The organism is Paraburkholderia fungorum, from assembly GCF_046027605.1.
Taxonomy (GTDB): Bacteria; Pseudomonadota; Gammaproteobacteria; order Burkholderiales; family Burkholderiaceae; genus Paraburkholderia; species Paraburkholderia fungorum_F.
This window is the reverse complement of record NZ_JAQQEF010000001.1, coordinates 132,856-158,632: the sequence shown is the minus strand read 5'-3', so window position 1 is coordinate 158,632 and position 25,777 is coordinate 132,856. Positions and strand designations below refer to the sequence as shown.

The 25,777-nt window shown below is 61.7% G+C and carries 24 protein-coding genes; 17 read left to right on the top strand and 7 right to left on the bottom strand.

The features are described 5' to 3' along the window. Window positions 1–14 precede the first annotated feature (14 nt). The 4 genes from PQR53_RS00700 to araD all read left to right on the top strand — a co-directional run bounded on the left by PQR53_RS00700 (window position 15) and on the right by araD (window position 4,723). Window positions 15–1,094, top strand: coding sequence for an ABC transporter ATP-binding protein (locus PQR53_RS00700; RefSeq protein ID WP_408450586.1), 1,080 nt, complete (start codon window positions 15–17; stop codon window positions 1,092–1,094). Continuing rightward, on the top strand, window positions 1,091–1,978 hold the full coding sequence (locus PQR53_RS00695; RefSeq protein ID WP_408450584.1) for an ABC transporter permease: 888 nt from the start codon (window positions 1,091–1,093) through the stop codon (window positions 1,976–1,978). Before PQR53_RS00700 ends, PQR53_RS00695 begins: the two co-directional genes overlap by 4 nt. Continuing rightward, on the top strand, window positions 1,978–2,907 hold the full coding sequence (locus tag PQR53_RS00690) for an ABC transporter permease (RefSeq protein WP_408450582.1): 930 nt from the start codon (window positions 1,978–1,980) through the stop codon (window positions 2,905–2,907). Before PQR53_RS00695 ends, PQR53_RS00690 begins: the two co-directional genes overlap by 1 nt. A 76-nt stretch (window positions 2,908–2,983) precedes the next feature. Further along, on the top strand, window positions 2,984–4,723 hold the full coding sequence (gene araD / locus PQR53_RS00685) for an L-arabinonate dehydratase (RefSeq protein ID WP_408450580.1): 1,740 nt from the start codon (window positions 2,984–2,986) through the stop codon (window positions 4,721–4,723). A 19-nt stretch (window positions 4,724–4,742) separates the two neighbouring features. Here araD and PQR53_RS00680 read toward each other — a convergent pair whose 3' ends face one another. Next, a complete protein-coding gene (locus PQR53_RS00680; protein WP_408450578.1) occupies window positions 4,743–5,348 on the bottom strand; it encodes a short chain dehydrogenase in 606 nt (201 codons plus the stop codon). Between the two features lie 207 nt (window positions 5,349–5,555). After that, a complete protein-coding gene (locus PQR53_RS00675; protein WP_408451139.1) occupies window positions 5,556–6,008 on the bottom strand; it encodes a DUF3005 domain-containing protein in 453 nt (150 codons plus the stop codon). 325 nt (window positions 6,009–6,333) lie between these two features. Between PQR53_RS00675 and PQR53_RS00670 the strand changes: the two genes are divergently transcribed. The 3 genes from PQR53_RS00670 to PQR53_RS00660 all read left to right on the top strand — a co-directional run bounded on the left by PQR53_RS00670 (window position 6,334) and on the right by PQR53_RS00660 (window position 8,663). Further along, the gene (locus PQR53_RS00670; protein WP_323046938.1) at window positions 6,334–6,567 is read left to right on the top strand and encodes a hypothetical protein; all 234 of its coding nucleotides are present in this window, start codon (window positions 6,334–6,336) and stop codon (window positions 6,565–6,567) included. A gap of 175 nt (window positions 6,568–6,742) precedes the next feature. Then, complete coding sequence (gene epsC, locus PQR53_RS00665; RefSeq protein WP_408450576.1) at window positions 6,743–7,672, top strand: serine O-acetyltransferase EpsC; 930 nt, start codon at window positions 6,743–6,745, stop codon at window positions 7,670–7,672. A gap of 187 nt (window positions 7,673–7,859) precedes the next feature. Beyond that, window positions 7,860–8,663 carry an AraC family transcriptional regulator gene (locus PQR53_RS00660; protein WP_408450574.1) on the top strand — a complete coding sequence of 268 codons (804 nt, stop codon included), beginning with the start codon at window positions 7,860–7,862 and terminating at the stop codon, window positions 8,661–8,663. A gap of 466 nt (window positions 8,664–9,129) precedes the next feature. Here PQR53_RS00660 and PQR53_RS00655 read toward each other — a convergent pair whose 3' ends face one another. The 3 genes from PQR53_RS00655 to PQR53_RS00645 all read right to left on the bottom strand — a co-directional run bounded on the left by PQR53_RS00655 (window position 9,130) and on the right by PQR53_RS00645 (window position 11,587). Beyond that, the gene (locus tag PQR53_RS00655) at window positions 9,130–9,645 is read right to left on the bottom strand and encodes a metal-dependent hydrolase (protein WP_408450572.1); all 516 of its coding nucleotides are present in this window, start codon (window positions 9,643–9,645) and stop codon (window positions 9,130–9,132) included. Window positions 9,646–9,786: 141 nt separating this feature from the next. Next, entirely contained in the window at window positions 9,787–10,140 is a 354-nt protein-coding gene (locus tag PQR53_RS00650) for a sugar ABC transporter ATPase (RefSeq protein WP_408450570.1), read from the bottom strand. Between the two features lie 295 nt (window positions 10,141–10,435). After that, window positions 10,436–11,587 carry a porin gene (locus PQR53_RS00645; RefSeq protein WP_408450568.1) on the bottom strand — a complete coding sequence of 384 codons (1,152 nt, stop codon included), beginning with the start codon at window positions 11,585–11,587 and terminating at the stop codon, window positions 10,436–10,438. Window positions 11,588–12,223: 636 nt separating this feature from the next. Between PQR53_RS00645 and PQR53_RS00640 the strand changes: the two genes are divergently transcribed. After that, window positions 12,224–12,796, top strand: a complete 573-nt coding sequence (locus tag PQR53_RS00640) for a hypothetical protein (RefSeq protein ID WP_408450567.1) — start codon at window positions 12,224–12,226, stop codon at window positions 12,794–12,796. A gap of 189 nt (window positions 12,797–12,985) precedes the next feature. After that, on the top strand, window positions 12,986–14,968 hold the full coding sequence (locus tag PQR53_RS00635; RefSeq protein ID WP_408450565.1) for a PhoX family protein: 1,983 nt from the start codon (window positions 12,986–12,988) through the stop codon (window positions 14,966–14,968). 110 nt (window positions 14,969–15,078) lie between these two features. Here the strand turns inward: PQR53_RS00635 and PQR53_RS00630 are convergent, their stop codons facing one another. Beyond that, on the bottom strand, window positions 15,079–15,513 hold the full coding sequence (locus PQR53_RS00630) for a hypothetical protein (protein WP_408450563.1): 435 nt from the start codon (window positions 15,511–15,513) through the stop codon (window positions 15,079–15,081). Between the two features lie 251 nt (window positions 15,514–15,764). Here PQR53_RS00630 and PQR53_RS00625 point away from each other — a divergent pair, with 251 nt between their 5' ends. The 6 genes from PQR53_RS00625 to ggt all read left to right on the top strand — a co-directional run bounded on the left by PQR53_RS00625 (window position 15,765) and on the right by ggt (window position 22,611). After that, window positions 15,765–16,460, top strand: coding sequence for a CDP-alcohol phosphatidyltransferase family protein (locus tag PQR53_RS00625; RefSeq protein WP_408450561.1), 696 nt, complete (start codon window positions 15,765–15,767; stop codon window positions 16,458–16,460). Further along, window positions 16,457–17,278, top strand: a complete 822-nt coding sequence (locus PQR53_RS00620; RefSeq protein ID WP_408450559.1) for a HalD/BesD family halogenase — start codon at window positions 16,457–16,459, stop codon at window positions 17,276–17,278. The genes PQR53_RS00625 and PQR53_RS00620 overlap by 4 nt, the downstream gene beginning before the upstream one ends. Beyond that, complete coding sequence (locus tag PQR53_RS00615) at window positions 17,275–18,294, top strand: flippase-like domain-containing protein (RefSeq protein WP_408450557.1); 1,020 nt, start codon at window positions 17,275–17,277, stop codon at window positions 18,292–18,294. Before PQR53_RS00620 ends, PQR53_RS00615 begins: the two co-directional genes overlap by 4 nt. Before the next feature lie 26 nt (window positions 18,295–18,320). Then, window positions 18,321–19,085, top strand: a complete 765-nt coding sequence (locus tag PQR53_RS00610; protein ID WP_408450555.1) for a phosphocholine cytidylyltransferase family protein — start codon at window positions 18,321–18,323, stop codon at window positions 19,083–19,085. A 264-nt stretch (window positions 19,086–19,349) separates the two neighbouring features. Then, entirely contained in the window at window positions 19,350–20,753 is a 1,404-nt protein-coding gene (locus PQR53_RS00605) for an MFS transporter (RefSeq protein ID WP_408450553.1), read from the top strand. Between the two features lie 124 nt (window positions 20,754–20,877). Beyond that, on the top strand, window positions 20,878–22,611 hold the full coding sequence (ggt, locus tag PQR53_RS00600) for a gamma-glutamyltransferase (RefSeq protein ID WP_408450551.1): 1,734 nt from the start codon (window positions 20,878–20,880) through the stop codon (window positions 22,609–22,611). A gap of 191 nt (window positions 22,612–22,802) precedes the next feature. Here the strand turns inward: ggt and PQR53_RS00595 are convergent, their stop codons facing one another. Further along, on the bottom strand, window positions 22,803–23,849 hold the full coding sequence (locus PQR53_RS00595; protein WP_408450549.1) for a S1C family serine protease: 1,047 nt from the start codon (window positions 23,847–23,849) through the stop codon (window positions 22,803–22,805). A 286-nt stretch (window positions 23,850–24,135) separates the two neighbouring features. Here PQR53_RS00595 and PQR53_RS00590 point away from each other — a divergent pair, with 286 nt between their 5' ends. Next, window positions 24,136–24,615, top strand: a complete 480-nt coding sequence (locus PQR53_RS00590) for a VOC family protein (protein WP_408450547.1) — start codon at window positions 24,136–24,138, stop codon at window positions 24,613–24,615. A gap of 192 nt (window positions 24,616–24,807) precedes the next feature. Continuing rightward, window positions 24,808–25,734, top strand: a complete 927-nt coding sequence (ppk2, locus tag PQR53_RS00585; RefSeq protein WP_408450545.1) for a polyphosphate kinase 2 — start codon at window positions 24,808–24,810, stop codon at window positions 25,732–25,734. The last annotated feature ends 43 nt before the right edge of the window (window positions 25,735–25,777 follow it).

The following is a 25,777-nucleotide window of genomic DNA, read 5'->3' as shown; positions in this document are numbered from 1 at the left end:
ATCAGGAAACCGCCATGAAGCATCACTTTGAACAGTTGCGGCTCGATTCGGTGAGCCGTAGTTTCACGAATGCGGAAGGCCAGGCGGTCGCGGCGTTGCAAGGTCTCGATCTGAATATCCGGCGTGGCGAATTCATTGCGTTGCTGGGGCCGTCCGGTTGCGGCAAATCGACGGCGCTCAATTGCATCGCCGGTTTGCAGCCATTGAGTGGTGGCGGCATCTGGCTCGACGAGAAACGCATCGACGTTTTGCCGCCGGAGAAGCGCGGCTTCGGCATGGTGTTCCAGAACTACGCGCTGTTTCCGCATATGAGCGTGCTCGATAACGTCGGCTTCGGCCTGAAGATGCGCGGGGTCGGCAGGAGCGAGGCCGTGCGCCGGGTGCGGGAAGCGTTGCAGCTCGTGCAACTGGTCGGCCATGAACGCAAGCTGCCGGGACAGCTCTCCGGTGGTCAGCAGCAACGCGTGGCGATAGCGCGGGCGATTGTGATCGAGCCGCCGTTGATCCTGATGGACGAACCGCTGTCGAATCTCGATACGAAACTGCGCATTGAAATGCGTGCCGAGATTCGCCGCATCCATAGCCAGCTCGAACGCGCGACGCTCTACGTCACGCACGATCAGGACGAAGCGCTTTCCATGGCGGACCGCATCGTCGTGATGAAAGAGGGCGTGGTGCAGCAAATCGGCACGCCGAAAGAGGTCTACACGCGGCCGCAGAATTTGCATGTGGCGCGTTTCATGGGCTATCGCAACGTGGCCGAATTTGCGCTCGAAGGCACGCAGGGCGAGAGCGTTGCGCTCAACGCGAACGGCGTGCGTCTGCTCGGCACGCCGATGGCCGGGTTCTACAGCAAGCGTGTGAGTGTCGCGTTGCGCCCCGAGGATATGGAGCGTGCGGCACCTGGCGCGGACAACGCCTTCGACGCGCTGGTGACAACCGTGGAATACGGCGGCCGCGATTCATTGCTGCGGGTGAAGACCGCGTTCGGCGACCTGTGGGCGCGCATCGCGGGAGAGTTCGAAGAGGGTGAACGCATCAGCTTGCGTGTACCGCCGTCACGCACGCTCGTCTATGACGGAGAGGCCGCATGAACACGCCCACGCTGTCGCCGCCACGCGGACCCTTTGCGCCCCGCGACGCCAAGGCGTGGCTGGTCACGCCGGCTTTGATCTTCATCGTCGCGTTGTTCATCTATCCGTTTGCGTATGGTTTGGTGCTGTCGTTCCGGCCGATGAACGGCGGCGGACTGTGGGCCAACTATCTGACGTTCTTCACCGACACGTCGATGTGGCCGACCGTTCTCGTCACGCTCAAGCTCGCTGTGCCGGCTACGCTGATCAATGTCGGCGTGTCGGTTCCCGTGGCGTTCGCGCTGCGTCGCAATTCGCCTTATCAGAAATTCGTCACGACGCTGCTGGTGATTCCCGTCACGCTTGGCACTGTGCTGATCGCCGACGGCATGCTCACCTACTTCGGACCAAACGGCTGGTTTCCGCAGGCGTTGCACGGATTGCACCTCTACACCAGTGAAGTGCGTCTGACGCATAACTTCTGGGGCGTGCTGATCTCGCTGATCGTGTCGGGTTTTCCGTTTGCGTTTCTACTGACGCTGTCCTACGTGACCGGCATCGATCCGACGCTCGCGAGTGCGGCCGCCACCCTTGGCGCGAGCCCGTGGCAACAGTTTCGCCGCATCTATCTGCCGCTGCTGGTGCCCGGTCTGACGATGGCCGCGTGTTTATCGTTCGTACAGGCGTTCTCGGTGTTTCCATCAGCGGTGCTGCTGGGGGCGCCTGCCGGGCCGACGCGCGTGATGTCGATCGCCGCAGCCGAAGCCGCGTTCGAAAGCTACGACTATTCGCTTGCTTCGGCGATCGCGATGGTGATGGGCTTCGTGCAACTGCTGGTGGTTGCCGGTATGCTCGGGGCGCGCCGTTTCTTCTATAGCGGCCCGGTGACAGGAGGCAAAGGCTGATGGCTAGCGATCAGCACGCCGCGCGTTCTTCCTGGTCCGGATCTTCATCGAACGAGAACAACCACGGCGACCAGCAACCCAGCAAGCGCGTCAAGCAGCGCGCCAGTGTATCGGGCCGTATCTGGCATGTGCTGGTGTGGGGCGCAATGGTGTTCTTCCTCATCAACGTGGTGTTGCTGATTGCGACCGTCGCGGTGAATTCGGTGGCGACGCGCTGGTTCGGCACCTTGTTGCCGCAAGGCTTCACGCTGCATTGGTATGCGCAGGCGTGGAGCGACTTCCAGTTGGCGAGCGTGTTGTGGGTCACCGTCGAAGTGGTCGGCGCGGTGGTGGTGCTGTCGGTCGTGCTCGGCGTGCCCGCGGCGTATGCGCTCGCGCGCGTGCAATTTCGCGGCAAGCGCATGGCGATGCTGATTTTCCTGTTGCCCTTGATGGTGCCGCCTGTGACGTACGGCATTCCGATGGCGACGGTGATGTACAAGGTCGGTCTGGCGGGCACGCTAAGCGGCGTGATTCTGGCGAATCTCGTGCCGGCGCTGCCATTCGTGATCCTCGTGATGACGCCATTCATCGAGCAGATCGACCCCAATCTCGAATCGGCCGCGCGCATTTTCGGCGCGAACACGTTCCGCTATTTCCGCTATGTGCTGCTGCCCTTGCTGGTGCCCGGCATGCTGGCGGCCGGGCTGCTGGTGCTGGTGCGCACCATCGGCATGTTCGAACTGACGTTCTTCACAGCCGGTCCGGCGACGCAAACGCTCGTGGTCGCGCTGTACTACGCTGTATTTTCAACCGGCGTGCGTGCTCCGCAATCGATTGACGCGATGGCGATGATCTACATGGCGATCACATTGATCTGGGTGCTGATCGCGCTGCAATTCGTCAGCCCGACGCAGATCGTCTCGCGCGTGAAGGAGCAGAAGCACTGAGGCGCGGAAGCACGGAAGCACGCCCCGAAAATGAAGCCCCTTTGCAGGGGCGACGCAGGACATCGTGGAGCAGACGTTGACGAACAGAAAGAAACCCGAGGAACTGCGCAGCCACCGCTGGTACGGCGTGAACGATCTGCGCTCGTTCGGCCACCGCTCGCGCACCGCGCAAATGGGCTATAGCCGCGAGGAATACGCGGGTAAGCCAGTAATCGCGATCCTCAACACGTGGAGCGAAATCAACGCTTGCCACACGCATTTCAAGCAACGTGTCGAGGAAGTGAAGCGCGGCATCTGGCAGGCGGGCGGCTTTCCGGTTGAACTGCCGGTGCAGACGCTTTCAGAGCCGTTCCAGAAGCCCACCACGATGCTCTATCGCAACTTCCTCGCGATGGAAGCCGAAGAAACGCTGCGCTCGTATCCCGCTGACGGCGTCGTGCTGATGGGCGGTTGCGACAAGACGACGCCCGCCTTGCTGATGGGCGCGATCTCGATGGACCTGCCGGCGATCTTTCTGCCCGCGGGGCCGATGCTGCGCGGCAACTGGAACGGGGTCACGCTCGGCTCGGGTTCGGACAGCTGGAAATACTGGGCTGAACTGCGCGCGGGGACCATCACGGAAGAAGACTGGCGCGGCGTCGAAGGCGGTATCGCGCGCTCGCCGGGACACTGCATGACAATGGGCACCGCGTCTACCATGACGAGCGCTGCCGAAGCGCTCGGCTTTACGCTGCCCGGTTTCGCCTCCATTCCCGCAGCGGATTCGCGGCATGCGCAGATGGCGGCGAAAACCGGCATGCGCATCGTCGAGATGGTGTGGGAGGACCTGAAGCCATCCGACCTGATCACCAAGGGTTCGATCGACAACGCCGTGACCACCTGTCTCGCGCTTTCCGGTTCGACCAACGCAATCGTGCATATGATCGCGCTCGCGCGCCGTGCCGGTATCGAACTGACGCTCGATCGCTATGACGAGCTCTCCGGGCGCACGCCGGTGCTGGCGAATATTCGTCCGACCGGCGCGTATCTGATGGAGGACTTTTTCTATGCGGGCGGCTTGCCGGCGATGCTCGCCGAACTGGGTGATCTGATCGACCGCTCGCAGAATACCGTGAATGGCCGCACGCTTGGCGAGAACCTCGAAGGCGCGACGATCTTCAACGACGAAGTGATCCGCCGCCGCAGCGCGCCGCTCCTGCCCAATAACGGCCTCGCGGTACTACGCGGCAATCTCGCGCCCGACGGCGCCGTGATCAAACCCGGCGCGGCGGACTCTCATCTGCTCGTGCATACGGGCCGCGCGGTGGTGTTCAAGGACTATAACGACATGGCCGGGCGTATCGACGATGAGGCGCTCGACATCGACGAGAACAGCGTGATCGTGCTTCAGCATGCGGGGCCCGTAGGCGCGCCGGGTATGCCCGAATGGGGACAATTGCCGATCCCGCGGAAGCTGCTGCAAAAGGGGGTGCGCGATATGGTGCGCATATCCGACGCGCGGATGAGCGGAACGAGTTATGGCGCGTGCGTGTTGCATGTCGCGCCGGAGTCGTTTGTCGGCGGCCCGCTTGCGCTGGTGCAAAGCGGCGATCTGATCGAACTGGACGTGCCGCGGCGCATGCTCAACCTGCTCGTACCGGAGGAAGAACTGGCGCGTCGCCAGGCCGCGTGGGTCAGACCCGAGCCGCGTTTTACGCGCGGCTACGGGGCCTTGCATCAGGCGCATGTGCTGCAAGCGGATAAAGGCTGTGATTTCGATTTCCTGCAGCGCGGCGGCGCGCAAACCGATGCAACCGGCGAGCCGGAGATTCACTGAGTTGCCAAGGACTAAGGGCTCAATACCCCACGCGATACACACGGCCTGTTTGCGCGCCTTCAACGCTGCGCAGATAAGCCTGCGCGGCACGCTCGGCCGTCACCGGCTCGAAGCCGCGGAAGTAGGGTGCATAAGCGTCGAGTGCTTCGGTCAATACCGTCGGGCTCACCAGATTGATACGAATGCCGCGCGGCAATTCGATCGCGGCACCTCGCACGAAACCTTCCAGGGCCAGGTTGACGGTGGTCGCATTCGCGCCTTCGCGAATCGGTTCGTCGGCGATAATGCCGCTCGTCAGCGTGAACGAGCCGCCGTCATTCAGGTATTGCTGGGCCGTCAGCACCACGTTGATCTGCCCCATCAGCTTGTCGCGCAGCCCCACCCAGAACTGCTCGACGCTCATCTCCGGCAGCGGGCCGAAATGCACTTTTCCGGTGGCGGTGACAACGCCGTCCACCTTGCCGATCTCGCGAAAGAGTCCCTCGATGCTGGCCGGGTCGGTGCTGTCGACGCGATACTGGCCGCGCGTCGCACCCACTTCAATGACTTCATGGCGCGCTTTCAATGCCGCGCTGACTGCCTGACCAAGCGTGCCGGTTGCGCCTATCACCACGATCTTTTTCATGTGCTGCTCCGTTGAGGTTTGGATGTGCAGTCGATTGTGTCTGGGTTCGGCGCGCGGAAAAAGCCGGTTCGGCTTGCAGGTCCTGCAACCCCGAGTTTCTAATCCACGATGAAACGCGCGCCCTGATTCAAACGGCGCGCGTTTTCGAATTGACTGAGTAGCTGGTACGAGCGGCGCAATTCAAACGAATATGCGTCGCGCGAAGGCTTATTTCACCCGATGTAATTCGATCAGGCGAGTGGGCCGCAAATGATTCAGGGCGTAATGAATGCGGCCGCGTTCATTGCGGCTGCCGACTGGGCGCGGATCATCGAACTGATGATCTGCTGAATAGGCACCTTGTGGCTCGATCATGCCTTTGTCGATGACCGTATAGCCTGGTTCGAGCGCCAGCAGTAGATGATTGCCGCCAATCCGGCTGTCGAAGCCGGCCATGCCGTCGTGTGCCTCAGGCACGCTGTTGCTGAGCGTTGCGTTGGTGGTTGTGATTTCGTCGGGGGAGATCGGGCTGTGGCCGGCGATGCGGGCTGCTTCGAGATTTTTGCCGTCGGTGTCGACGGTGCTGTCGTGCGTGCGGTCGTTGTGCAGTTCCGTCGTGCTCGGGCCAGTGGCGCCCGGCTGTTTGATCGCGTCTGCTGGCTTGTTGATATCGCTGTTCATCATGCTTTCTCCATTGAAGAGGACATGGTTGAAAGTGCAGCAAAACCCGTTCCGCCTCGCACGATGCCTGCGTGCGCGTGAGTCGCGCCATGGTTACGCCGCGGTTACGCATAGGGCATTTCAGCAGGCGATTGCGTCCGGAATTCTTTTCGTTTTTTTTAATGGACGCATATTTTCTACAGAGTATGATCTTACTCCGACGAGCGAAGCGCGGTTCAATTGGAGATATGCGTTGGCGGCATGCGTTCGGTTGTTTTTACATGACCGGCACCAACAGGCGCGCGCTACTCAAAACATTTTACGGGGCCGTCAGGGCGGGTGACACATGCACTTCGATGCTGCATTCACACATCGCGGCTATTTGCTGAATTGCGCGCCGGCGCGCGCGTGCGATGGTACTTGGCAACCTTATGTAGTCATCTCCCGCTCGAGCGACGGCGAACTGGTCGCCAACCGTTTTTTCCCCATTGACTTGCGCTTTCCAGATGAAGCCACCGCCATCGCGCATGCACGCGACTGGGCGGTGCGCTGGATCGATGCGAGCAGCGTGACCATCTGAAGCAACCTCCCGCATGTGGGCCTGCATGCCGGGTTCTCGTGTGGCGCTGCGTGAGCAGCATGACCCTCTGAGCACACTGACACGCGCGGGGCTGCATCCGGGCAATCGTGCCACGCTGCGCGAGCTGCGGCAAAACGCGGTAATCTCTTGGGACCATCATCCTGAACCGTGCTTTATGCCTAACGTGCCTACCCACAACTGGGGTCTCGAACAGATCGTCGCGGACCTGCGTGCTTCGCGCGAAGAATTGCATCGCACGCGGCATCCGCTCGGCATTCGCGAACTGCCGTCGCGCGAAGCGGTAATCGGCATCGTCGCCGGCTTGCGCGCGGCGTTGTTTCCCACGCACTATGGTGCCCCCGATCTCACCGACGAAACGGTCGACTACTACGTCGGCCACACGCTCGAAAGTACGTTGCGATTGCTTGCCGAACAGATCCGGCGCGCCTTGCGTTTCCTGCCAGAGTTCGGTGAAACGCCCGATGCGGATTTGCGGGAGCGCGCCTTTAATGTCGCACGCGAATTCGGCACGCAGTTACCCGGCATTCGTGCGTTGCTGGTCAGCGATATTCAGGCCGCTTTTACCGGCGACCCGGCTGCGCAGCACATCACGGAAATTCTGCTGTGTTATCCCGGCGTGTGGGCGATGACGCACCATCGTCTTGCGCATGCGCTGCATCGTCTTGGCGTGCCCTTGCTCGCGCGCTTCATCAACGAGATCGCGCACTCCGCGACCGGCATCGACATCCACCCGGGCGCGACCATTGGCCCGAGCTTCTTTATCGACCACGGCACGGGCGTGGTGATCGGCGAGACTGCGATCATCGGCGAGCGCGTGCGCGTCTACCAGGCCGTGACACTCGGTGCGAAGAGCTTCGCGGCGGATCTTGACGGCACGCTGGTCAAGGGCAATGCGCGTCATCCGATCGTTGAAGACGACGTCGTGATTTATGCAGGCGCGACGATTCTTGGCCGCGTGACGATTGGGCGCGGCTCGGTGATCGGCGGCAATGTGTGGCTTACGCATAGCGTGCCGCCGGGCAGCAGCGTATCGCAAGGTAAGATCCGCGAGGGCGAGCGTACGGACGAGGGACGAGGTGGATGAAGGGGCGGGCTCGCGCGTCGTTCCGTAGTTTGCCGCACGGAACGGCGTGCGGCTTGCAGCGGCGACCCGCGGACGACCCGTTTTGCAATTGGGTGTGCGGACCGCGTTGCGGTTCTGCGTCGGGTTTCCTCTGGCGCTCCACTTAGTCTTCTGAGAGGCGAGCTCATTGTCACGCAACCGCGTTCACATGCCTCGTTGTGCGATTGCTGGCGTCGAAGCGACGGTGGCGGAAACGACGCATTCGTTTCCGCGCCATTCGCACGATCGCTTCGGGGTGGGTGTGATCGTGACTGGGGGGCATCGATCGGCAAGCGGGCGGGGCGTGGTTGAAGCGCGCGCGAATGACGCGATCATGGTGAATCCGGGGGAAGTGCATGACGGCAGCCCGCTCGACGAGCGAGGACGTGCGTGGCGCATGTTGTACTTTGAGCCATCGATGTTGGGCGATGTCGCCATCGAGCTGGGTGGTGTGGCTGCGCGCGAGATTGAACTGACGCAACCGGTGGTGCACGATCAGTTGTTGAAGGTACTATTCGAGCGCCTGTTTGCGGTATCGGTGGAAGCGCAGTCCGTGCCGGACCCTTTGATCCGGGAGGAGGCGATGCTCGAGTTGCTTGGGCACCTGATTCAGACCCACGCAACCACGCGTGCACGTTCGCGATTGGGCCGGTCGTTGGGCCCGATTGCACGAGCTAGGGCCAGGATCGACGACGACCCATCATCACCGTTGACGCTAACCGACCTTGCTGCGGACGCCGGCATGAGTCGGTTTCAGCTACTGCGAGGCTTCGCGCACGAGATGGGATTACCGCCGCACGCGTACAGGATGCAGCGCCGAGTGGCGCTTGCGCGGCGGTTCATAGCGAGCGGCGCTACGCTAGCCGATGCGGCTGCCGCATCCGGCTTTTCTGACCAGAGCCACATGACCCGAGCGTTCGTACGATTGTTGGGCGTTACGCCTGCCAACTACGCTGCCGCGACGCGCGCATAACGATGTCATGAGTTATGGGTTGAACCGGGACCAAACATGACGCAATCGACGGCGCCGGTGAAGCACCGAAGAATCTTCCGGCGCGCGCAGCACACCGAAAGCATGACACCTTTGTCGAACAGACGCAGATGACTCGCACGAGACCGGAATGAACCGTCGGCCTTCCGGTGTCCATTCCGGCGAGCACGCAGTGCGAGGCGGGAAGTATGACTGCCTGGTCACTGACGCCGAATGCGCGAGGGCACAGATTCCAGATGCACCACTACCGCGACTGCGCGGGGGACCCGCTTAAGAACTCGCGGTGTGAGCCGCTTTCTTTTGCCTATCTTTTCTTTGCGGCCGGCAAAGAAAAGTAGGTGCCGCCCCGCACAGGGGCAACACAAATAGACCACTAACAAATCAAGAAAAGGCCAACCCCACAGGCCCACAAGACAACAAGCGCCGCAAAGGCAAAAAAAACCAACCCTCACCCCACCCGCAAATACCTCAAAACCGAAACCCCCTGCACCCCGTGCACCCAAACATGCATCCCAACAAACCAGGCCACCACCCAAGCCCCGGCAACAACAATCAAATCACAATGCCCGCTATTCCAGAGTTTCAAAGAATGCCGCCGAGCGATCCACGGCACCCCCAAAGGATTCGGCCAATCGGCCAACAGATGCATCACTCCGCCGCAAGCAAACCCAAACGCCGGCGCAGCATAACCAGACCGCCCAATCCAATGATAAGAAACAGCGAGCAACACACCCCACCCCACACCCCAATGCGTCAACGTACGATGCGTAATCCACAACCGCCGTGTACGTGACCACCACGCCACCTCCAGCCAGTCAGGCGCCGTACTCCCCGCCACCCCGGCGATAAAACTCAACAACACGCCGATATGAAACAAACCGCCGCCGCCGAGCCGGGCGACAACCGCCGCGGCGATGACACCGGCTGCAAACCCAGTCGCGTGATGTGCTTTGTTGGATGCCATCGAACCTCACGACGCAGCGCGCCGGATAAAAGCCAAAGGGCGGCTATGTTCGCAGATGCCCGGATAAAAAAATAGCCGACCCGCGAGATAAAAATTCGCGCATCGGCGTGGCCTTCCACAACGCAAGGGGCAACCAGAAACTCAGGTCGCGCAGCGTGCAATATCGAAGCGCATTTCCGGCTCCGGCGGATCGTCCGGCGCATTCGCGGGATGCATCACCTTGATGACCGAGCCGGCGTTGAGCGGCGTCAGCGTAACGAAATACGAGTTGTTCGAATCCGAACCGACTGCGATCTCAGTCGCGCCACCTACGCGCGACATACGCACGCGTGAGAGCCTGCTTTCGAGGCAATCGGCGATATAGGCGGGGGCGCGCTGCGAAGACACGTACATCATCGGCAGGGACGCATCGCGGGCGGGGCCGCTGGAAGAACCGCAGGCAGCGAGAAACGCGGTGACGGCAGCAGCAGGGGCAAGCAGGAGAAGTCTTTTCATGGTCCGATCGTCGGCGTCCCCGGTCGGGCGCGGGAACTTGGGGCGCGGGCGAAGCGCGACGCGATTGAACGCAACGTCATGCTTCGCGACGAAGCCGCCGTTCAGCCGCAGCGACGTTGCGGCAAGGAAGGCAGCCGGCCTCAGTATACCCACCGCGTGCTTGCGCCGTCACTATGGCCACGTCGAAACGTAGGAACGTAAGCCCCATGAAAAAACCCGCGCGGAAATCGTGTCTCGCGCGGGTTCGCTTGCAGAACGGACTGATACACCGCTCTGCACATGCAGCCAGAAAAACTTAGAAGCGGTGACGCAGGCCGACAGCCGCAGCAACCTGATTGCCGGTCGACGACGGCGCCAGCGTGTTGATCGACGCCACGTTCGCGCCGAAGTTGCCGAGTTCGCCGGATGCATGCTGGTACACGCCTTCCACGTACACATCGGTGCGCTTGCTCAGCGAGTAGTCGCTTTGCAACGACACCGTCTGCCACTTCGGATCGCCCGAGCCGTTCGAACCCGACATCTTGCCGTCGGTGAAGGTGTACGAAGCCGCGAGGCTCAGTGCCGGCGTCAACGCATACTTGCCGTTCAACTCGAAGTTGTCCAGGTGCAGGTTCGTGCCCGACACGCCGGGCAGCGTCACACCGCCCACATCCACGCCGGTGATGCCGTCCAGTTGCGTATGCGTGTACACGAAGCCAGCCGTAGCCGGGCCGTAGGTGTAGTTGATGCCCGCGCCGAACGTGCGTTGCAGGTTCGCCGCGACAGCCGCTGTGCCGTCGCCTTGCGAGACCGCGCCGCCCACGTTGGCGTTGCCCGAGTTGTTCAATTGCAGGTAAGCCGCGGCTACGCTCAACGGACCGTTGTCGTACGAAGCGCCGGCGCTCCATGCGCGGTTGTTCGAGAACTGGCCGGCCGAATTGCTGAAGCCGTACAGGCCGCCGAATTTGAGGCCGCCGTAGTTCGCGCTCGTGTACTTTACGGCGTTCTTGACCGAGAACGAGTTGTCCAGATTGTCGTTATCGAACGGGTGAGCGGCCAGGTTGTTGCCGTAGCCGGCGCCGGCTTCGGACAGCGGCGCGAGGTAATCGACCACGGAGTCGTATTGGCGGCCGAGCGTCAGCGTGCCGTACTGATCGCTCTTAAGACCGACGAAAGCCTGACGATTGAACATCGTGCCGTTTTCCGTGTCCGCGCCATTGTTCAGGTTGAAGCCGTTTTCCAACGTGAAGATCGCGTGCAGACCGCCACCGAGGTCTTCGTTGCCACGCAGGCCGAAGTAGGTGTTCGACACCGAACCGCTACCTTGTTGCCAGTTGCTGTGGCCGCCCTGGTTGTTCGAGTAGACGAGACCGGCGTCCAGCGTGCCGTACAACGTGACGCTGCTTTGGGCGTGAGCGGTGATGGCGAACGCGCTCATGAGGCCTGCAGCGATGAGGATTTTTTTCATGTTCAGATAACTCCGGGGGAGACAGTGCATAGAGAATCGAATTCCAGTGCTAACCGGCGATTGCGCCGGCTGGCTGACGATCCGCTGCGAAGTGTATTCCTGCTATTCCTATCGTTAAGCGCGTATGACACAACAATTAATTTGCAAATTCGTAATAGCGGATTTGGAGTGGGGTAAGTGCGAGTAAATAAAAGAAAAAATCTTCGAATGCGTTGGCGCTGTAATTTTTTGTCAAAATATGGATGTTGCTCGCTCGCGACGCCCCGGCTGTGTCATATCCAGTAAGGATTCGAGCGTATCAGTCGAGTTGAATTCGGTTCATTATTTTTTCTGCAATTCACTCTTCCAAGTCGTATGGTCCATCACGATGACTTACAGATCTACAATTCTCTTCACCCCCTGACCAGGGGTGACTTTTTCATCTTTATATACGCGGCTTTCGGGCCGCGTTTTTTTTCGATTTATTTATCGATCGGTTTATAAGTTCCCGCCAATAGTGAAACAGATTATTTCGATTGAAGGGAAGCATGCCGCGGCTTGTCCGTTCGTCAGAGGGGCACATTCGGCACGGGCGGGACGGGTAGAATTGCAGGCTTGAGATGTGTTTCCGCCCCTGCGACTGTGAGTAACCCTGCAATGATCGATACACCCCTTCCTTCGTCCGACACCGCTGCTGATTCCACGACGGAAGGCGCGTCCGAAATCCACCTTGACCCGAACGAGGCCCAGCAGGAAAGCCAGCCCGAAACCCTGCACGAACCGCGTTTGTGGCGTGACGACGGCTGGACCGCGCGCGTCATCAAGAATGAAGACGATGAGGGCTGGGCCGTCGAAATGATCAAGGACGGCGAAGCGGAGCCGGCGCTCGTCGGTCCGTGGACGATGGGCCGCAACAAGAAAGATCCGAAGCCGCTCGACACGTCGGCGTTCAACACGCTGGTGAAAACCGCGTCTGAAGTGCTGCGCCGCCATGAACAGCAACTGCGCGCCCAGTTGCATAAAGAAGTACGTGTGGCCAGCGCCGACGGCAATGACGAACTCGACATCACGCTCGATATCGTCCCCGACGAAGACGAACCGTACGCGCTGCTGACCGCAATCGACACTTTCGGCGAACAGCTCGCGCAAGTGCAGGTCGCGCCGAACTTCAAACTGAGCAAGGCGAGCGCTGCTGCGTGGGTCGAAAACGAATTCCGCCGTCCAGGCTAGACCGGCGGCCGCAAGGTTAGCCAACGAATAGCTGAATAAAATATTACTAACTACTGTCAATATACTTTCACATTCGTTTCCTAGAATCCTCGCGTCATAGCGGCGCGGGCGTGAACCATGTGGTTTTGGGTCTGAGTGCGTGCCGGCTGTGCATACACCCACGCTACCCAAACCCTGGATCACGACAACATGGCAGAGCCGTTAGACTTTTCCCGCCGCAAGGCCCTGAAATTCATCGTCGGTGCGCCGATGCTGCCGCTAGGCGGCCTCGCGACGGCGTCGATGCTGAGCGCATGCGGTGGCAGCGACGATCTGGCCGCTGCGCCGGCCAAGCCCGGCGCGCCGGTCGCGAACTTCAGCTCGGCCTCTTTCACCGGCATGAACGCGCCGTCGCTCGCCAATCCGGCATCGATGGCGACCACCACGGTCGGCTCAGGCCTGACGGTCTCGTACGCCGACGGCTCGAAGAAAGCCTTTAAGCTCGCCTACCAACCGTTCTTCGTGACCGGCGACATGGTGCCGGATGGCAAGGGCGGCAAGGTATTGGCGGGCGGCTACTTCGACATCAACAACCAGCCGATCTATGACGATTCGGTGCCGGCGAACAAGCGCCAGTTCTTTTCGGACTCGCCGGACGGCACGTCACTGCTGAAGATCGACGGCGCGAAAGTGGCCGGTGTGAAGGGCAACGCGGTGTTCGCGGTGGTCCAGTTCGAGTACACCACGCGCGACCAGAACACGAACGATATGTACGGCCGCCTGCCCTCGCCGATTGCCGTGCTGACGCTGGATCAGGACCCGGCCACCGGCAAGCTGGCGCTGGTCAAGTACCACAATGTCGACACCTCGGGCGCAAACGGGCTGTGGATCACGTGCGGCGCCAGCCTGTCGCCGTGGAACACGCACCTGTCGAGCGAGGAGTACGAGCCGGACACCTACACCACGAGCAGCGGCAACAAGGAGCAATACGCCGCTTTCGCCCGGAACCTTTATGGCGACGCCAATAAATTCAATCCCTACCTGTACGGTCATCTGCCTGAGGTCACGGTGAATCCGGACGGGACCGGCAGCATCAAGAAGCACTATTGCCTCGGCCGCATCTCGCACGAACTGGTGCAGGTGATGCCCGACAACCGTACTGTGCTGATGGGCGACGACGCGACCAACAGCGGGCTGTTCATGTTTGTCGCCGACAAGGAGAAGGATCTCTCCGCCGGCACGCTGTACGTGGCGAAGGTCGGCGCGGGCTTTTCGATTGACCCGAACGCCGCCGGTGCTGATCTGGCCTGGGTCAAGCTCGGTCATGCCACCAGCGACGAAATCGAGGCGATGGCCCGCTCCCTGAAGCCGGCCGACGTCATGGATGTGAAGTGGGAGGATCCCGCCGACAGCAGCTACACGAAGATTTTCGGCGACGGCAAGGCGCAATGGGTCAAGGTCCTGAACGATAAGGCCGCTCGCTTCCTCGAGACGCACCGCTACGCGTTCCTCGCGGGCGGCAGCATGGGCTTCACGAAGCTGGAAGGGACCACGGTCAATATCAAGGACAAGATCGCTTACTCGGCGCTGCAAAACATCCAGGGCTCGATGGTCAAGGATCCGACTGGCAAAAACGCCGGTGGCTGGAATGCCGAAAGCAATATTTCGGTCGACAAGAAGCTGGCTGCTGGGGGCGTCATGCAGCACAAGCTCGGAGGCGGTCAGCGAGATCTGGGCGGCGCAGCGATCAATAGCGAATGGGTGCCCGTGCACACCAAGGCACTGCTGGTGGGCAAGGACATCGCCGGTGACGCGCTGGGTAATACCGGCGATCCTGAACGAGTGGCCAATCCGGACAACCTCAAGTTTTCGGAGAAGCTGCGCACGCTCTTTATCGGCGAGGACAGCAGTCAGCACGTCAACAACTTCCTGTGGGCCTATAACGTCGACACGGGGCAGCTCACGCGCCTGCTGTCGACACCGGCGGGCGCGGAGGCCACGGGGCTACATGTGGTCGACGATCTGAACGGCTGGACGTACATCATGAGCAACTTCCAGCACGCCGGCGACTGGGGCGATATTCACAAGGACGTGAAAGTCACGCTCGAACCCCTGATCCGCGCCAACTACAAGGACCGCTTCGGCGCGGCGGTAGGGTATCTGACCGCGGATCCGGCGGCGATCAAGCTATAAGGACGAGCCGGGCGACCGGCGACGCATAGGCCATCTGGCCGCGGCGCCAGCGAGGGGGATTCTCACGATAATTTGCGGTTTCCCCCTTAGCTGGCGTATGAATTGGCCGTTCAACTCCGCTTGCAGAAAATCGCCGTCACGAGCGGCGCCACGCGATGCACGATCGCCGTGCTGCCGGCCTCGGCCAGCGCGCTATGCACCTTGGATTCGCTGCCGAACACCACGACGCCGTAGGCCGAGCGGGCCACCGGCTCACCGTCGCCGACGCGAAACAGCGGGTCGTCTTTTTCGTAGCCGACCACCGCAAAAACGCGAAACCCAAACGCAGTCAAATCAGCACCGTGCACGGGCGAAAACGCATTGATGGAGTTGCTTTCGACCCGCGTCGGTTTCGGATCGATCATCTGCTGCTGGGCGAGATCGGCGATGAACTGATGACCACTCTCATTGCAGTTCAGCGGCGCATCGAGGGCCGCGGCGGAGCTGGCGAGCGGCAGCGTGATAGCGGCCAGCGCAAGGAGTACAGACGAAAAAAAGCTTTTCATAGGCGTGAATGGCGAGCCGTACGTATTCGACGTAGTGCGTAGTGTGTTCGCAACGGGCAGCGGCAATCGCTCGCGGCCCGAAAGACGTTGCGCATCGAAGTGATCCGGCGTGACAGGCGCAACTGGATTCGCACTTTAACGTGATTCGCCAGATTTTGCCCTATGGCTGGCACGCGTCGGAGACGACTGGCCCTTCAGAAAACGTTAAGGAATAAAGCAAGCTTTGGCGATCCCGTATATATTTCCGGGTTATGAATTCGCGACCATCAATTCCAACTAACGTTCCGGCCCCCAGAACATGGGATGCCAGGCTGGCCCGCCGACTTGTCACGCCGCTTGTCAACACCTGGGTCACGCCGAACCACCTCACCACGCTGCGTCTCCTGATCGGGCTCGCCGGCGCGTTTTGCCTCGCGCGCGGGGGCTTTGCCTGGGCTAACTCGGGCGCCTTTCTGATCGTGCTGTCGAACTTCGTGGACCACACGGATGGCGAACTCGCCCGCATCGGCGGCAAGTCGAGCCGGATCGGTCATTTTTACGACCTGGCCTGCGACGCGCTCGTGACGGTCATGTTATTCGTCGGCATGGGTATGGGGTCGACGCCTGTCGGCTCGTTGAACATTGCTCCCGGATGGCTCGGTGCCGTGGCGGGCATCGCAATCGCATTGATTTTCTTCCTGCGCATGCGCATCGAAGACATGGCGGGCAAGGCGGGTACCAAACAGGCATCGGTGGGCGGGTTCGAAACCGAAGATGTACTGTATCTGCTGCCCATCGTCACGCTGACAAGCGTCGTTACGCCGTTCGTGGTGGTTGCGTCGATCGGCGCGCCGCTCTTTGCTGCCTGGGTTGTGGTCGATTACTGGCGCGTCGTGCGCCGCGCCGCACGCTCGGCGGTCGTCCCCGCGAAGGCGTCGGAAACCAGTCAAATGTGGGCCAGTGAATGAGTATGCACGCCGAAGACGACGTGATCGCACCGATTTCCGCTGAACGTTCATCCGTGTCGGCGCAGGCCGAGCCTGCGCCGAACGCTGACCGCGCCGTTGCGAGCCGCACGCGCACGTTCGACACACGGCGTTTCTCCCAGGAATTCGCCGATCAGGGCGCGTTCCTGTACCTGGAAGATTTCCTCGCACCCGAAGTCACCACCCAGCTCGTTCAGAGCGCGCGGGGGCTCCTCGACGAAGTGAATCGCAATTATCTGCCGGGGCACAAGCAGGGCGGCAGCGTGAGCCGCCATACGATCGACCGTCTCGCGCCGTTCATCGCCGAGCTGTATCGCTCGAAAGAATTGATTGGCTGGCTCGAGCAACTGAGCGGCGACAAGCTGCAGGTCTCGCCCGCGGACGATCCGCACGCCTATGCGCTGTACTACTACACGCGTGCCGGCGACCACATCGGCTGGCACTACGATACTTCGTACTACGACGGCCGCCGCTATACGCTGCTGCTCGGCGTGATCGATGAATCGTCGTGCCGGCTCGATTACGAATTGCATACGCGTAATCCGGACGTGCCGGACCAGCCGGGCTCATTGCAGATTCCGCCGGGCGGCCTGGTGTTCTTCGACGGCGACAAGCTGCGTCATCGCATCACGCCGGCCGGCGCGAACGAACTGCGCGTGTCGCTGACTTTCGAATACGTGACCAACCCGAACATGCGTCCGTGGCGCCGTTTCATCTCGAACATGAAGGACGCGATCGCGTACTTCGGATTCCGCCAGGTCTTCCGTCAAATGACGAAGCGCGGCAAGGACCACGCATGACACGCGCGGCCCTGATTCTGCTGTCGATCGGGACGGCGCTTTTTGTCGGCCTGCTCGCGTGGCAGGGTTTCGGTTCGGTCGCCTCGGCGTTGGCCGCGGCCGGCTGGGGGCTCGTACTTGTCGCGGCGTTCCACGTCGTGCCACTGGTGCTCGACGCCGGCGCGATTTCGGTGCTGTTCCAGCGCCAGCGCGACGGTGTCCATCACGACGTCACGCTGCGCGACGCATTGTTCGCCCGCTGGATCGGCGAATCGGTGAATAGCCTGTTGCCGGCCGGCCAGATCGGCGGCCCGGTGGTGATGGTGCGGCAACTGTCCCAGCGCGGCATGCGCATGCGCGACGCGGCCGCCGCCATCACCGTCAGCACCACCGCGCAGGCGCTCGCGCAAATCGTCTTCGCGCTGCTCGGGCTGCTGCTGTTCGGCGCTTACGCCGCGCACGGCGCGCTTCACGACCTGCGAACCGCCACGCTCATCGCCACCGGCGTGCTGGGCGCGATGATCGCGGGCTTCTATTATGCGCAGCGCCGCGGCCTGTTTGGCCGTTTGCTGGGCGTGCTCTCGAAGGTGTTCGGCAAGCGCGACTGGTCGTCGTTGATGACCCGCGCCGAAGCCGTCGACGCCGCCGTGCAGGCGATGTACCGCGAGCGTGGCCGCGTCGCGGCGAGCTTCGCGCTGAGTCTGGCGGGCTGGATCGTCGGCACGGTCGAGGTGTGGCTCGCGTTGCGCTTTCTCGGCCATCCAGTCGACTGGGTCGATGCACTTCTACTCGAAAGTCTCGGACAGGCGATTCGCGGCGCAGCGTTCATGATCCCCGGTTCGCTGGGCGTGCAGGAAGGCGGTTATCTGCTGCTCGCGCCGCTCGTGGGCTTGCCGCCGGATGCGGCGCTGGCGTTGTCGCTCGCCAAGCGCGCGCGGGAGATCCTGCTGGGTTTGCCGGGTCTACTGGTTTTGCACTTTAGCGAACGAAGCTGGCAACGGCGGCGCGCCACGGCGCGCGTGCCGGTTGTCGATTAAACTCCGCATTTTTTCAAGGACTGCGCATGCGTGCCATCATCCTCGCAGCGGGCCTCGGCCTGCGTCTCCAGCAACCGCCGCAGGCACAGTTCCCGAAGTGCCTGTTGCAGTTCGACGGCATGAGCCTGCTCGAACGGCATCTGCAAATGCTTGAAACCGCCGGTGTGACGGACGTCGTGCTGGCGCTCGGCTTCCAGCCGGAATCGGTGCAGGCGGAACTGGAGCGGATCAACTGGCCGCATCAGGTGGAAACCGTGCTGAACCCGCGCTACGACCTGGGTAGCGTGCTGACGGTGCACACGGTGGCCGACGCTCTGACGCGCGGCGGCGACGTGCTGCTGATGGATGCCGACGTGCTTTACGACGAGCGGATTCTGAGCGCGCTGGTCGCGGGCGAAACGGTCAACCGGCTGTTGATCGACCGCGATTTCGAAGCCGGCGACGAACCCGTCAAGCTGTGCCTGAAAGACGGCGTGCCGGTCGAACTGCGCAAGCAGTTAGCCGTCAATCTCGAGTACGACACTATCGGCGAATCGGTGGGCTTCTTCCGCTTCCGCCAGGAAACCGCGCAACGTTTCACGGAGATCGTCGCGGGCTACGTGGAGAGCGGTCGGGCCAACCTGCCGCACGAAGAAGCGGTGCGCGACCTGCTGCTGGAGCGCAGCCAGGTGTTCGATACGGCCGACGTGACCGGCTCGCCGTGGATCGAGATCGACTTCCCGAACGACGTGGCGCGCGCGAGCACCGAGATTCTGCCGCAGCTGCAACCGCTGGTCAGCGCATCGCGCTAAATCCCGCTCCATTCCTGAATGGGGTGCTGTTTTGCATGGTGAGCCGTTGGTACCCCGGCTCACCATCGCTGCGTTGTTTCGTTTCTTTCCCACTCTGTTTTTCGTAGTCCGTGCTGCCTCGTTGCGCGCGCAACGATCAGACGCGGGATAGCAGCGCAACAAGCGTGCGAGTGCGAAAAGGCATCGCTCTCGCAACATCTGTTGTCGATGCAATGCGATAATCGCCGCTTTACACCGGCGGACCTGCAACCCGTCGTCATGCCAATGCCTCTCGCTTTAGGCACTTTCATCGTTCCGCTGATCGTCGCATGTGCGATGTTCATGGAAAACATGGACGGCACGGTCATCGTGACGTCGTTGCCGGTTCTGGCACGCGATCTCGGCCAGGATCCCATCACCCTCAAGCTCGCCGTGACGGCATATGTCATCGGCCTTGGCGTCTTCATTCCCATTTGCGGCTGGGTTGCCGACCGCTTCGGTTCGCGCACGGTGTTTCGCACGGCAATCGGCATCTTCATGGCCGGTTCGCTGATGTGCGCGGCGTCCACTTCGCTGGACACCTTCGTGATTGCGCGTTTCGTGCAAGGCGTCGGCGGCGCGATGATGGTGCCGGTGGGGCGCATCATCATTTTCCGCTCGGTGCCCAAGTCGGACTTCATTCGCGCGGTCAACTATCTGACGGTGCCCGCGCTGCTCGGGCCGGTGGTGGGTCCACCGCTCGGCGGCTTCATCACGACCTATCTGCACTGGCGTCTGATTTTCTTCATCAATATTCCAATCGGCCTGCTGGGTATCTGGCTTGCAAACAAGCACATCGCCAACGTGCGTGAAGCGCATCCCGGGCGGCTCGACTGGACCGGTTTCGCGTTGTCGGCGAGCGGGGCTGCATTGTTCATGCTGGGACTCTCGCTGGTGGGCGGCGAACTCGTGTCCAACACGGTATCGGTCAGCATGTGCGTGATCGGCGTGGTGCTGCTGGCGATGTACACGCTGTATGCGAACCGCGTCGAGTTGCCGGTGCTCGATTTGCGGCTGTTGCGCATTCCGAGTTTCCACGCGAGCGTGGTGGGCGGCTCGCTATTTCGCATCGGCCTCGGCGCGGTGCCATTTCTGTTGCCGCTTGCATTGCAGGAGGGCTTGGGCATGACCGCGTTCAAGTCGGGGTCGATCACCTGCGCGTCCGCGTTCGGTTCGCTCTTCATGAAGGCGGCGGCGTCGCGTATTCTCGGCCGTTTCGGTTTTCGCACGGTGCTGATGTTCAATGCCGGCTGCGCGGGTCTCGCCATCGCTGTCTACGGGTTGTTCTTTCCCGGCACGCCACATTGGTTGATCTGGTGTGTGGTGTTGTTCGGCGGCTTCTTCCCGTCGTTGCAGTTCACCTCGTTGAATAGCCTGGCGTACGCGGACATTCCGAGCCGCGACGTGGGACGGGCGACGAGCGTCGCCAGTGTGATCCAGCAGATTTCGCTGGGGCTCGGCGTGACGATCGGCGGCATCGTGCTGCAGATTTCGCACAACGTGCAGGGTCATTCGACGATCGTCTTCTCCGACTTCTGGCCGGCGTTTCTGGTGGTCGGTTTGTTCTCGTTCCTGTCGATTCCAGTGACCGCGCGCTTGCCGCAGGGGGCGGGCGATGAAATCGCGCGGGGCGCTCGCGGCAGCGTCTGAATTTGTGTGCCGCAACATGCACCATATGCGTGCAATAGGCTTCGCAAATGGCGGAGCGGCATGTTATAAGCCCAAGGCAGCTTTTGTTATTGTCAGATGAAGAAGTCGTCTTGGGGGACATCCAATGAAGTTGTTTCACAATGCCAAATCGTCCGCTAGCGGACTTGCGCTAGTCGCACTCGTCACTGTTTCAACGGGCTTTCTCGAAGCCACCCCGGCTTTTGCCAAAGCACCCGCGAAAGCGCAACCGGCGCTTCTGACGGCCTTCGCTATCGCGGTGGCCGACAAGTACAGCGCCGACGCCGCGGAACAGATCTTCAAGGAAGGCGGCAATGCCGTCGACGCAGCCGTTGCGATCGCCTTCACGCTTGCCGTGACGTATCCGGAAGCGGGCAATATCGGCGGTGGCGGCTTCATGACGCTCTATGTCGATGGGAAGCCGTACTTCCTCGACTATCGCGAGCGCGCTCCGCTCGCCGCGACGAAGAACATGTATCTCGACGACAAGGGCGAGGTCATCAAGGGCATGAGCCTGTTCGGCTATCGCGCGGTAGGTGTGCCGGGCACCGTCGACGGCATGTGGCAGGCACAGCGCCGCTTCGGCAAGCTGAAGTGGAAGCAGGTGCTCGCACCGGCCATCCACTACGCACGCGACGGCTTCGAAGTCAGCGAGCAATTGCAGCAACGCCGCGACGACGCCGCGAAAGATTTTGCCGGCAAGACCAACTTCGACACCTACTTCGGCAACCTGAAGCAGGGCGTCAACTTCAAGCAACCGGATCTCGCCGCCGTGCTGCAGCGCATTTCGGATCAGGGCGCGAAAGATTTCTACCAGGGCAAGACGGCCGATCTGATCGCGGCGTCCATGCGCGGCCACGGCCTGATTACGAAGGCCGACCTGCAGCAGTACAAGGCGGTGTGGCGTCAGCCGATCCAGGCGGACTGGAATGGCTATCGCGTGATCACAGCGCCGCCCCCGAGTTCGGGCGGTATCGGTCTCGTGCAGTTGCTGAAGATGAAGGCCGATATTGCGCCTGACTTCAAGGACGTCACGCTCAACTCGGCACAGTACGTGCACCTGATCGCGGAAATCGAGAAGCGCGTGTTTGCCGATCGCGCGCAGTATCTCGGCGATCCGGACTTCTACAAGGTGCCGGTCGCCCAACTGACCGACGACGCCTACATCGCCAAGCGTGCCGCGGAAGTGAATCCGGATACGCCGTCGGACACCAAGAGCGTGCAGCCGGGTCTCGGCACGTCGATGCCTGAGAAAGCGGAAACCACGCATTTCTCGGTGATCGACAAGTGGGGTAATGCCGTGTCGAACACCTACACCATCAACGGCTACTTCGGTTCGGGCGTGGTGGCGGATCGCACGGGCATCGTGCTGAATGACGAAATGGACGACTTCTCCGCGAAGCCGGGCGTGGCGAACATGTTCGGCGTGGTGGGCAGCGACGCGAATTCGATCGAACCGAAGAAGCGCCCGTTGTCGTCGATGAGCCCGACGATTCTGACCAAGGACGGCAAGGTCTCGCTCGTGATCGGCACGCCGGGTGGCTCGCGCATCTTCACTTCGATCTTCCAGGTGATCAACAACGTCTACGACTTCAACATGCCGTTGCCGGACGCCGTGGCCGCGATGCGCTTCCATCACCAACTGTTGCCGCCGAACACGATCTTCTGGGAGCCGTACAAGCCGATCGACGGCGAACTCGCCAAGCAGATCGAAGCCAAGGGCTACACGCTGAAGGGACAGGATTTCAGCGGCGACATTCAGGCGATCAAGGTCAATGGCGATACGCCGGAAGCCGCAGCCGATCCGCGCGGCCGTGGTGTTACGCGAGTGATCCAGTGAGCGTTTGATCTAACTCGTTCTGGTGCATCTGAGCGGCGCATCTTTGCGGATGCGCCGCACGCAGGAAAAAGGCCTCGCGTTCGATTGAGCGCGAGGCCTTTTTTATCCGCGAGGTTGTTGGAGCGTGAGGCTTTTTTACCCTCAAGCTTGATTGAACCTGAGGCCTTTCCCGCCGCTAGTCCTCGGGCCAATCAGCTTGTCTGTTCGACCGGCGTCAGGGTCAATTCGAGCCGTTGTGCGCCACGCAACACAGTCACGTTGACCGGCTTGTCGATCCGCGACGCGTCGAGCGTGCGTTGCAGGCTATCGACGTCTTGCACCGCGAGCGTATCGATCGCGACGATCGTGTCGTCGGTACGCAGACCGCCGAGCGCGGCGGGACTGCCTTTGACGAGTTCCATGACGTGCACGCCACTCTCCACGCTCAAACCGAAATAGCGCTGCACGCGGCGCGACAGCGGCCTCGTGGTGCCGGCCACGCCGATGTACGCGCGCCGCACGCGGCCGTGCGCGAAGATCTGCATGATGACCCACTTGGCCGTATCGATCGCGGTGGCGAAGCAGATCGCCTGCGCGCCAGGAATGATCGCGGTGTTCACGCCGATTACCTGGCCGGCCGAATTGATCAGCGGGCCGCCCGAATTGCCGGGATTGAGCGCGGCATCCGTCTGGATCACGTCGTAGATCATGCGACCCGAATTCGAGCGCAGCGAGCGGCCGAGTGCCGAGACCACGCCGGTTGTCACGGTTTGGGCGAGGCCGAGCGGATTGCCTACCGCGATTGCAATCTGGCCAACCCGCAGCTTCGACGATTCGCCGAGTTCGACGTGTGGCAATGGCTCGGGCGAGCCGATGCGCAGGACTGCCAGATCGCTGCCGGGGTCGTCACCGACCAGATCGGCGTCGAATTTCGCGCCGTCGGCGAGCGTCACCGTGATGTGCGTGGCGCCGTGCACGACGTGGCTGTTGGTGAGCAAATAACCATCGGGGGTGAACAGAAAGCCCGAGCCGGTGCCGCCGCGCGCGCCACGGCTGTCACGCCCAGACGGCGCGCCAGGCAGCCGGCGTTCGACGGCAATGAAGGCGACCGCCTGCTGCACGCGTTCCAGCGCGCCGATTACGGTGCGGGAATAGGCGTCGAGCAGGGCGTCGTCGGATAAGGCGTTGAGTGGATCGGACCCGGGGGCGTCGGATGCGGCGCGCGACAGGTCATCGATGAAGCGCGGACGGCTTCCCATGGCGATGCTCCGGATAAACGGAAATCGAGATGCGGGGCGGCGGGCGGGTTTTCAAGTGCGGGGCGGGGGTGGGGCGCGGGGTGTGAGACACTTTCTGATGCCGGCAGGCGCGAACGCCGGGTCGTTCGCCAGGCTGGAACCCCGGCTGAGGCGTCGTCCGACGCCGGGGGCGTAGCAGGAGCCGGCACGGCCAGCAGAACCAGCAGAACCAGCAGAACCAGCAGAACCCGGGCACACGCCATGCAAGCTTTTCAGGGTTCGCCATGCCCACAAGGAGACAGCCGCTATGAACTCGCCCTCGTCATCCGCATCCTCTGCCTCGTCGAGCGCGTCTGGTTCGTCGAACTCGTCGGATGCGTCAAGCGCTTCACGCGCGTCAAACGCCCCCGCGGATTCGACAGATCCAACCGAGCCACGCATCGAATCGCTCAGCGCCATCACCCTCGCCACCCGCGATATGCCGCGCGCGGTGCTGTTTTACGACGCGCTCGGTTTTCCGATCAAATTCGGCGGTTCGCACGAAGCATTCACATCGTTTGCATTCGGCGGTTCGTATCTGAACCTGATCGTCGATACGCGCGCGCCGGTCAACTGGTGGGGCCGCGTCATCCTCTATGTCTCGGATGTCGACGCGCTCTATCGGAAGGCGCTGGCGGCGGGTTTGAAGCCGTCGCTCGAACCGTCCGATGCGCCATGGGGCGAGCGCTATTTCCACATTACCGATCCCGACGGCCACGAAATCAGCTTCGCGAGGCCATTGCGGTAGCGCCTGGCGGCCGCGCTAAACTCGCTATCATGGCTGTTCAACAGGCACGCAGGCCACCGGCGAGCGTCGCTCGCTCCAAGCCGCGGCTGACGCGCCGGTAACACGGCTGACACTTCGCGCTTCGATAATCGAACCCATTCGCGACGCGTATGCGCCGCGCGCCTAACCATTTCCGTTGCCAGGAGAGTCGCAATGAAAGAGCTGGATCCGAGGCCCGAGGCCGAAGTCATGGCAGAACGGCAACGCCGTTTCGAGGAAGACCTCATCGACGCGTACGACGAGGAACTCGAAATGGAAGTCGACGACCGCATCATCGACGGTGCCGAGGGCTTTACGCCTGAGCATCGCGAGGCGCGCAAGATGTACTTTCGCGAGCTGTTCCGGTTGCAGGGCGAGCTCGTCAAATTGCAGGACTGGATCGTGCAAACCGGCCATCGGCTGGTGGTGATTTTTGAAGGACGCGACGCGGCCGGCAAGGGCGGCGCGATCAAACGCATCACCCAGCGGCTCAATCCGCGCGTGTGCCGCGTAGCGGCGTTGCCGGCGCCGAACAATCGCGAACGCACGCAATGGTATTTCCAGCGCTACGTGTCGCATTTGCCGGCCGGCGGCGAAATGGTGCTGTTCGATCGCAGCTGGTACAACCGCGCGGGCGTCGAACGCGTGATGAATTTTTGTAGCGACGACGAGTACGAAGAGTTCTTCCGCTCGGTGCCGGAATTCGAAAAGATGCTGGCGCGCAGCGGCGTGCAGATTCTCAAATACTGGTTTTCGATCACCGACGAAGAACAGGAAATCCGCTTTCAGAACCGCATCCACGATCCGCTGAAGCAGTGGAAGCTGAGTCCGATGGATCTGGAAAGCCGGCGCCGCTGGGAAGCTTATACGCAGGCGAAAGAAGTCATGCTGCAACGCTCGCACATTCCCGAGGCGCCGTGGTGGGTGGTGCAGGCGGTCGACAAGAAGCGCGCGCGCCTGAACTGCATTCAGCATCTGTTAAGCCAGGTGCCGTATCACGAGATCCAGCATTCGCAAATCGAATTGCCAGCACGGGTTTATCACGACGAATACAGCCGCCAGCCGGTGCCGGCCTCGATGATCGTGCCCGAAGTGTATTGATTCAACGTCGGCTCATTGAAATAAAAAAGCGCGGTGTGCAGAC

Excerpts from the sequence above, each read along its gene's own strand:
- PQR53_RS00700 (WP_408450586.1), top strand. The coding sequence starts at position 15 with ATGAAGCATCACTTTGAACAGTTGCGGCTCGATTCGGTGAGCCGTAGT.
- PQR53_RS00695 (WP_408450584.1), top strand. The coding sequence starts at position 1,091 with ATGAACACGCCCACGCTGTCGCCGCCACGCGGACCCTTTGCGCCCCGC.
- PQR53_RS00690 (WP_408450582.1), top strand. The coding sequence starts at position 1,978 with ATGGCTAGCGATCAGCACGCCGCGCGTTCTTCCTGGTCCGGATCTTCA.
- PQR53_RS00680 (WP_408450578.1), bottom strand. The coding sequence starts at position 5,348 with ATGAAAAAGATCGTGGTGATAGGCGCAACCGGCACGCTTGGTCAGGCA.
- PQR53_RS00675 (WP_408451139.1), bottom strand. The coding sequence starts at position 6,008 with ATGAACAGCGATATCAACAAGCCAGCAGACGCGATCAAACAGCCGGGC.
- PQR53_RS00670 (WP_323046938.1), top strand. The coding sequence starts at position 6,334 with ATGCACTTCGATGCTGCATTCACACATCGCGGCTATTTGCTGAATTGC.
- epsC (WP_408450576.1), top strand. The coding sequence starts at position 6,743 with ATGCCTAACGTGCCTACCCACAACTGGGGTCTCGAACAGATCGTCGCG.
- PQR53_RS00660 (WP_408450574.1), top strand. The coding sequence starts at position 7,860 with ATGCCTCGTTGTGCGATTGCTGGCGTCGAAGCGACGGTGGCGGAAACG.
- PQR53_RS00655 (WP_408450572.1), bottom strand. The coding sequence starts at position 9,645 with ATGGCATCCAACAAAGCACATCACGCGACTGGGTTTGCAGCCGGTGTC.
- PQR53_RS00650 (WP_408450570.1), bottom strand. The coding sequence starts at position 10,140 with ATGAAAAGACTTCTCCTGCTTGCCCCTGCTGCTGCCGTCACCGCGTTT.
- PQR53_RS00645 (WP_408450568.1), bottom strand. The coding sequence starts at position 11,587 with ATGAAAAAAATCCTCATCGCTGCAGGCCTCATGAGCGCGTTCGCCATC.
- PQR53_RS00640 (WP_408450567.1), top strand. The coding sequence starts at position 12,224 with ATGATCGATACACCCCTTCCTTCGTCCGACACCGCTGCTGATTCCACG.
- PQR53_RS00635 (WP_408450565.1), top strand. The coding sequence starts at position 12,986 with ATGGCAGAGCCGTTAGACTTTTCCCGCCGCAAGGCCCTGAAATTCATC.
- PQR53_RS00630 (WP_408450563.1), bottom strand. The coding sequence starts at position 15,513 with ATGAAAAGCTTTTTTTCGTCTGTACTCCTTGCGCTGGCCGCTATCACG.
- PQR53_RS00625 (WP_408450561.1), top strand. The coding sequence starts at position 15,765 with ATGAATTCGCGACCATCAATTCCAACTAACGTTCCGGCCCCCAGAACA.
- PQR53_RS00620 (WP_408450559.1), top strand. The coding sequence starts at position 16,457 with ATGAGTATGCACGCCGAAGACGACGTGATCGCACCGATTTCCGCTGAA.
- PQR53_RS00615 (WP_408450557.1), top strand. The coding sequence starts at position 17,275 with ATGACACGCGCGGCCCTGATTCTGCTGTCGATCGGGACGGCGCTTTTT.
- PQR53_RS00610 (WP_408450555.1), top strand. The coding sequence starts at position 18,321 with ATGCGTGCCATCATCCTCGCAGCGGGCCTCGGCCTGCGTCTCCAGCAA.
- PQR53_RS00605 (WP_408450553.1), top strand. The coding sequence starts at position 19,350 with ATGCCTCTCGCTTTAGGCACTTTCATCGTTCCGCTGATCGTCGCATGT.
- ggt (WP_408450551.1), top strand. The coding sequence starts at position 20,878 with ATGAAGTTGTTTCACAATGCCAAATCGTCCGCTAGCGGACTTGCGCTA.
- PQR53_RS00595 (WP_408450549.1), bottom strand. The coding sequence starts at position 23,849 with ATGGGAAGCCGTCCGCGCTTCATCGATGACCTGTCGCGCGCCGCATCC.
- PQR53_RS00590 (WP_408450547.1), top strand. The coding sequence starts at position 24,136 with ATGAACTCGCCCTCGTCATCCGCATCCTCTGCCTCGTCGAGCGCGTCT.
- ppk2 (WP_408450545.1), top strand. The coding sequence starts at position 24,808 with ATGAAAGAGCTGGATCCGAGGCCCGAGGCCGAAGTCATGGCAGAACGG.